The 6,344-nt window shown below is 67.7% G+C and carries 8 protein-coding genes; 6 read left to right on the top strand and 2 right to left on the bottom strand.

The genetic code is table 11. From position 1 onward, the window contains the following. The first annotated feature begins 26 nt into the window (after positions 1 to 26). The 3 genes from AB0I98_RS28395 (at position 27) to AB0I98_RS28405 (ending at position 3,079) form a co-directional block, all read left to right on the top strand. Positions 27 to 650, top strand: coding sequence for a TetR/AcrR family transcriptional regulator (locus AB0I98_RS28395; protein WP_362946747.1), 624 nt, complete (start codon positions 27 to 29; stop codon positions 648 to 650). Positions 651 to 2,049: 1,399 nt separating this feature from the next. Next, a complete protein-coding gene (locus AB0I98_RS28400) occupies positions 2,050 to 2,511 on the top strand; it encodes a GntR family transcriptional regulator (RefSeq protein ID WP_362946750.1) in 462 nt (153 codons plus the stop codon). A gap of 1 nt (position 2,512) precedes the next feature. Continuing rightward, positions 2,513 to 3,079 carry an HD domain-containing protein gene (locus AB0I98_RS28405; RefSeq protein WP_362946752.1) on the top strand — a complete coding sequence of 189 codons (567 nt, stop codon included), beginning with the start codon at positions 2,513 to 2,515 and terminating at the stop codon, positions 3,077 to 3,079. Here AB0I98_RS28405 and AB0I98_RS28410 read toward each other — a convergent pair. Together AB0I98_RS28410 and AB0I98_RS28415 are read right to left on the bottom strand one after the other, a co-directional pair. Beyond that, positions 3,067 to 3,540 (bottom strand): NUDIX domain-containing protein, encoded by a 474-nt coding sequence (locus AB0I98_RS28410; RefSeq protein WP_362946754.1) that lies wholly within the window; start codon positions 3,538 to 3,540, stop codon positions 3,067 to 3,069. The genes AB0I98_RS28405 and AB0I98_RS28410 overlap by 13 nt on opposite strands. Positions 3,541 to 3,543: 3 nt before the next feature. Next, positions 3,544 to 4,299: a helix-turn-helix transcriptional regulator gene (locus AB0I98_RS28415; protein ID WP_362946757.1), complete on the bottom strand. Its 756-nt coding sequence runs from the start codon at positions 4,297 to 4,299 to the stop codon at positions 3,544 to 3,546. 170 nt (positions 4,300 to 4,469) lie between these two features. Here AB0I98_RS28415 and AB0I98_RS28420 point away from each other — a divergent pair, with 170 nt between their 5' ends. From AB0I98_RS28420 to AB0I98_RS28430, 3 genes are all read left to right on the top strand, one after another. Next, positions 4,470 to 5,468: a DUF2637 domain-containing protein gene (locus tag AB0I98_RS28420; protein WP_362946760.1), complete on the top strand. Its 999-nt coding sequence runs from the start codon at positions 4,470 to 4,472 to the stop codon at positions 5,466 to 5,468. Then, positions 5,465 to 6,115: a GGDEF domain-containing protein gene (locus AB0I98_RS28425; protein ID WP_362946763.1), complete on the top strand. Its 651-nt coding sequence runs from the start codon at positions 5,465 to 5,467 to the stop codon at positions 6,113 to 6,115. The genes AB0I98_RS28420 and AB0I98_RS28425 overlap by 4 nt, the downstream gene beginning before the upstream one ends. Then, positions 6,112 to 6,344: DNA cytosine methyltransferase (locus tag AB0I98_RS28430; RefSeq protein ID WP_362946765.1), on the top strand; the 233-nt coding region annotated here is incomplete at its 3' end. The genes AB0I98_RS28425 and AB0I98_RS28430, both read left to right, overlap by 4 nt.

Consider the following 6,344-nt stretch of genomic DNA (forward strand, 5'->3'; position numbering starts at 1 on the left):
TTGGACTAAGTCGGTACGATGTCCCCATGGCTCATGTCTCCGCGGCAGAGCGCCGCCCTCAGCTGATCAAGGCCGCCATCGACCTCATGACGAGGGAGGGCGTGGCTGCCGGAAGCACCCGTGCCATCGCGGCCGAGCTGGGCGTGGCCCAGGCAACGGTGCACTACACCTTCGGCACGAAGGAAGATCTGTACCTCGCCGTCATGGAGCAGCTCACCCATGATCTGATCGCACAGGTCGAAGGGGCGGCGCAAGCGGACGCCGGCTTCGAGGAGACGGTCGCGGCATTCGCAGTCGCCCTGTGGCGGACCGTGCGCGAGCAGCCGACCACCCACCAGTTGCTCACGGAACTGTCCATGTTCGCACTCCGGACACCTCGGCTGCAGAAGACCCTCGAGAGCCACCACCGCGAGGTGACGGCCGTAACGACAACGCTGGTGACCGAGACGGCCGAGCGCACCGGCCACCAGCTCGCCCAGCCGGCGCAGACCATCGCCCGCTTCTTCCTGGCCGGCTTCGACGGCCTCGCGGAACAGCATCTCTCACTGCCCGACGAGGAGGCCGAACTCACCTGCCTGCAGGCCCTGGTCTCCGCTGTCGTCGCTCTCGCCGGAGGCCGATTGGAGCTCGTGACCTTGCCTACGAGCTGACGGCAGGGCGCCTGGACGGCGTCTCCAGACCGTCGGCACGCCACCAGGCCCCCGCGGCCCGCACCTCGACGGTGCCTCACTAGGCCAGTCGGCAGAGGAGCTGTGCGGCCGCCTGCCGCGCGAACAATCGGTCCTGGGCCACCAGTTCCGCACGGGTGCCCACGGCACGGTGGCCTCGCGGGCCACCTCCGCGATGACGTCACGCAGCGGTAGCTGAAGGGCAGATCGCGCCTTTCCAAGGACGCGAGGCGTCGCACGGGAGACGTGCGCGGCGCTGTCGTCGCGTCCACTGAACGCAAAAGCCCAGCTCAGACAATGTCTGGGCTGGGCTTCAAAAGAGCCGCCTTCGGGATTCGAACCCGAGACCTACGCATTACGAGTTGTCCGATCTTGGTCCGGGGGCGTCCGTGAACGTCCTAGAAGCAGGCTTAGCGCCTGGTCAAAGGGGTTGTTGGACTTCAGCGGACGAAGACGGACAGTGCCGGACCCGGGCGCTTTCGAGACCACAATTGAGACCACCAGCGGCGGCATCAGTTCACGAGACGTCCGTTGGGCCGTTGCGGGAGCCCGACTTGCCAGGCCAGAGCCACTGAGCAATGGCAAGACCCACAGCCGCAACCGCCACCGCCGTGCCGATGGGGGCCGCCAGCGCAGGCACCGCCAGAACAAGCAATGCGACCGTCAGGGGCAAGACCACGAGCCACACGGCAATTACCGTCCGCCGATTGATCCTTGGCGCCTGACGCGAAACGGCCACCTGTCGCCCCGCACGCTCGGAGCTGGTGCGTGCGCGTTCGGTCGGTAATGTCATACCCGGCCTTTCTCTCTCGCTGGGACTGGTCACGCCCGCCCTCGTTCAGGTTGGTAGCCACGAGGGCGGGCACCGGACCAGTGTGCCCGCACCGTGAGGTGCAGAGAGAGGCACCCTTCACCGCGCAAGCATTCACCAATTCCCTAAAGTGAATGGGTGAATGCAAATACAGGTTGCCCAGACAACCCTTTTGACCTGCGATCACGGTTGCAGTTGGCCAGTAGCACCGCCACCGGCATTGCAATGCAATGCCAGTAAAGTTACTGTGGCGATACCTGCAGGTTGCGACCACGGAGGCGCGGGTTCCGTCCACGCCGACGCGCCTGAATTGGCAATGCCTCTCACGTGCCACGAGTCGAGGCGCGAGAAGGTGGCGACTGCCCGCACGGCGCGGAATGCCGCAATCACCTCGCTGGAGTTACCTCTGCACAGTCGGCACAGCCGACGCGGCGGACGCAACCCACTGAAAATGTGATGCGAATCACACAATTTCCACTCTGCGCTACAACCCGATTGAGCGACCAAACTCAACACGAATCGACCGTGGGAAGCTTGACCCAGACTGCGGGTAAGGCGGGAGGAGAGCGCGTGTCGCAGCAGGCCAGCCCTCGGGGGACCTTCCTGGAGATCGCGGAGGCGGTGAAGGCTCAAGTTGCAGCCGCCCCGGAGATGACCGAGCTGCCGTCGGTCGTGGATCTGGAGCATCGTTACGGGGTCTCCCGGGGGACCGTGCTCCGAGCTTTCGAGGTACTGAAAAAGGAAGGTGTCGCCGAGCCCAACCCCGGCGGGCGGTGGCGTGTTGTCCGGGCGGGCGAGCAGGTAGATCGCCGACCGCTCGATGAGCGCATCGCGGACATCGTCGTCGACGAGCGGTTCGAAGTGGGGGCGCCGTTCCCCAGCGCGTCTGATCTGGCCAAGAGGTTCGGAGTCTCACGTCCCACCGTGACCAAGGCTCTGGACAAGCTGGAGGCCGCCGGAGTATTGGCGAGTGAGGGACAGGGCAGGGTGCGGACCGTCCGTGCCGTGCCGATTCGAGAGGAGCGTTCGTAGCTTGTCGGACCTGACGGAGTGGGCCTATCCCCTTGCTGAGTCACTGCTCGCCGAGCCGCTACCGCGACGGTGGCGACACTCGCTGGGGGTAGCGGAGCGAGCGCGCATCATTGCGCTCATCCTGGGGGAGGATGCCGAGCTGCTCGAAGCCTCAGCAGTCCTTCACGACATCGGCTACTCGCCGGATCTGGCCAAGACAGGCTTCCACCCACTCGATGGCGCCCGCTATCTCCGCGACGTAGCGCAGGCCGACGAACGGGTCGTGAACCTGGTGGCTCATCACTCATGTGCATGGATGGAGGCCGAGGCGCGCGGCCTGCGCGAAGAGCTGGAGGGCGAGTTCCCGCGCGAGTCCGCGCACCTCAATGACGCCCTCTGTTTCTGCGACATGAACACCACGCCGGACGGCACGCCCACGAATCCGGTAGACCGTGTCAACGAGATCGCCGGTCGGTACGGGCCTGACAGCCTGATCGGCACGTTCATTCGCCGTGCCGAGCCGGAGATCCTCGCGAGCACGTCGCGCGTGCTCGAACGGGTCGCCGCCGCCAAGCGTCAGCCGATGTAGGGAGCCGTCCGCGTCCGGTCCATGGCGTGCTCAATCCGGAGCTGCATCGTGGGGTGGATGTCGAGCTTGGACAGGTCCGCCGGGTCGACCCAGCGGACCTGCGTCGTCTCGTTGCTCGTACGCACCTCACCGCCGACCGGCCGCGCGCGGAAGCAGATGCTGAACTGCTGGCGGATCTCGCCGTCGTCGTACTGCATCCGGTGACCAGGGTCGGTGTAGATCCCGGACATGTCGACGACTTCCGCCTTGATTCCCGTCTCTTCCCAGACCTCGCGAACGACGGTGTCACTGATGGACTCGCCCACGTCGTGCCCACCACCGGGCAGCGCCCAACGGCCGTTGTCGGACCGCTGGATCATCAATACCTGTCCCGCATCGTTCTGCACGAACGCCACGACGGATGGCACAACCGAGTTGGCCGGCGGGGCGTCGGGGTCGTGAAGGTAGTCGATGCGTCCCATGGCTCATGCTCCCGTGACGTCGTGTTCAGTTACTGGCCTGGCGCCTTCCCAGGTCTGCTGAACGCTATTGGCGAATGTGTCGAATAGCCCGCCCCCGGGGAGTCGCCGCAGGTGCAGAACCGGGGCCAGGTAGGCACCGATGCCGTACACATGCGTGTTGACGAGCATCTCGTCATCCACACGGTAGATCGAGTTGTAGAGCACGGTGTCATGCAGGCGGAACGCGATCTCCGGATGGCTGGTGAACAGGGGGCGGTAGTTGACCAGCGCGTTGCGGATCTTGCCGTCCATGATGCGGTGCCCTTCGTCGATACCGCGCCGGATGACGGCCTCGCACGCAGGGTCACCCATGAGGACGCGTATGACGACGCTCTGGGATTTCGCTTTGAGGACTGACAGGAAGCGTGGGTCTTCCGCCAGGCCGATGCCTGCGTAGACGAGGATGTCGATGCGTTCCTTCGCGCGCTCGCACATCTCCCGCCATAGGTCGGTCGGTACGACGTGGCGATGCGGGTACACCGTCAGGATCTCCGCCTTGCACAGGTCAGTTGCGCTGTCGAGCGAGCGCGAGTCATCCCACAGCGTCGTCACGTCGACGTTCAGCGCGGACGCAGTGGCGTACTGGTGGCGCCGGTAAGGCACTTTGCCCTGCGTGATCCACCGCTCGACTGTCTTCGGGTTGACCTCGATTGCTTCCGCGAGCTGCTGCACGGTCATGTTCTGGGCCAAGAGGGCCGACCGCAAACGCTCGTTGGACATCTCCACCCCCGATGGGACGTCTAGGGACCTCTTGAAGGTAGCCAGATCAACCTGAGCTGTCCACGCAGGGGGTAACCAACTCCCCTGACCTGCACCGATTCTGATGGTGCACCAAGAAGTCCCGGTGCAAAGCCAAGAGGTGCGGGCCCAATGCTGGCGGGAGGTGCGGCATGACGACGCAGACCATCGAGCGTCCGGCCGTGCCGCCGCTGACCCGCCCGGAAATGGGGCTCGCCGGAGTCGGCGCGCTCGCCGCGGCCGGAGTCGGCGCACTGGGCCTGATCTCCTCCTTTGACGCTGTGTCCGCTGCTGCGGCGCGCTGGGGGTTCGGTGAGCCGTGGATGCTGCCGGTCGGTATCGACGTGGCCATCCCCGTGTTCACCGTCGCCAACCTGCTGCTGATCCGCATGGATATGGCGCTCGCCTGGGTGCGGTTCGTGCCCTGGGCGCTCACCCTGATCACCTGCGGGCTGAACATCGCAGCCGGACACGACGTGTGGGCCAAGGTCGCGCACGGCACGATGCCGCTGCTGTGGGTGGTGTTCTCCGAGATCGGCGCGCACATCTACGCCGTCCGCATCGGCGCCGCCACCGGCCGCCGCATGGAAAAGATCAGGTTCTCCCGCTGGCTGCTGGCGCCGCTGTCAACGTTCGCGCTGTGGCGGCGCATGACGCTGTGGGAGGTCACCTCCTACGCCGACGCGCTCGCCCGTGAGCGCAAGCGGCTATTGGCCCGTGCCGAGTTGCGCGAGCGCTACGGCCGCCGGTGGCGCTCGCAGACGCCGCGGCGTGAGCGCGTGCTGCTGCGCATCGGCGAACTCGCCCCCGCTGCTGCTGACTTGCAGGACCGTCCGGAGCCGGAGCAGGCCCCGGAGCCGAAGCGCGAGGCGTCCAAGCCGCCGCGCAAGCGGCCGGTCAAGGGCAAGGCCAGGACGGCGCAGCGCACGCCGGCCGAACTGCTCGCCGAGGCGCGCACGGTCACGGCCGACTGGCCGGACGCGCAGATCAACGCCGAGGCGTTGCGCAAGGCGCTGCACTGCGGCTCCGGTCCCGCCCGGCAGGTGCGGGATGCCCTGCTCGCCGAGCGGGCCGACGGCCGCGCCCTGCACCCCGTCGACAGCCCCGGCGCCACCGCGTCCGGCGGCGGCGCCGAGGGGGTGGCAGCGTGAACACGCTGACCACGGTCCTGCTGTCCGCGCTGCCCCTCGCCGCCGGGTGGGCGGTCCATGTGTGGTGGCTGCGAGCCTGTCTGAACACCGCCCGGCGTGACCCGCTCACCGGGTTACGCACCCGCGACGGCTTCACCCGCCGCGCTGCGGCCCTGCTCAAGGACCCGCGGGCGGTCGTGGTGCTAGCGGACGTCGACAAGTTCAAGCACATCAACGACACCTACGGGCACCCTGCGGGGGACGCCCTGTTGAAGGCGACCGCCGACCGGCTCGCCCACCACGTCGGCCGCTCAGGGGTTGCCGGGCGGCTCGGGGGCGATGAGTTCGCCGCCGTCCTGATCGACGACCACGGCACCGCCGCCGACATGCTCGCCGTGCTGCACGGCGTGCTCGCCCGCCCCGTCGACGGCCAGGACCCGGCCGTGCGCACCACGGTCTCGCTGGGCTGGGTGCGCGCCGCGGACTTCCCCGGTGACGACCTGTCCGGTCTGCTGCGGCGAGCCGATGAGGCGATGTACGCGGCCAAGCAGGCCCGTGCCGGAACCCGGCGCGCGGGGCTCGGCAGGCTGTTCGCCACCATCGCCGGGCGCCGCGCCGGCCGGACCGGCGCCCGCGCCGATGCACCCGTGATCGAGGTGGCGGCATGACGGCCCCGCGGATCGGCTCGGTCTGCACCGGATACGGCGGCCTGGACGAGGCCGTCCAGGCGGTGTTCGGCGGCTCGCTGGCCTGGGTGGCGGACAACGACCCCGGCGCGAGCCGCATCCTGGCCCACCGCCATCCCGGGGTGCCCAACCTCGGGGACATCACCGCTGTCGGTTGGCATGACGTCGAGCCGGTCGACATCTACGTCGGGGGCTATCCGTGCCAGCCGTT

It is taken from the genome of Streptomyces sp. NPDC050211 (assembly GCF_040656035.1).
Taxonomy (GTDB): domain Bacteria; phylum Actinomycetota; class Actinomycetes; order Streptomycetales; family Streptomycetaceae; genus Streptomyces.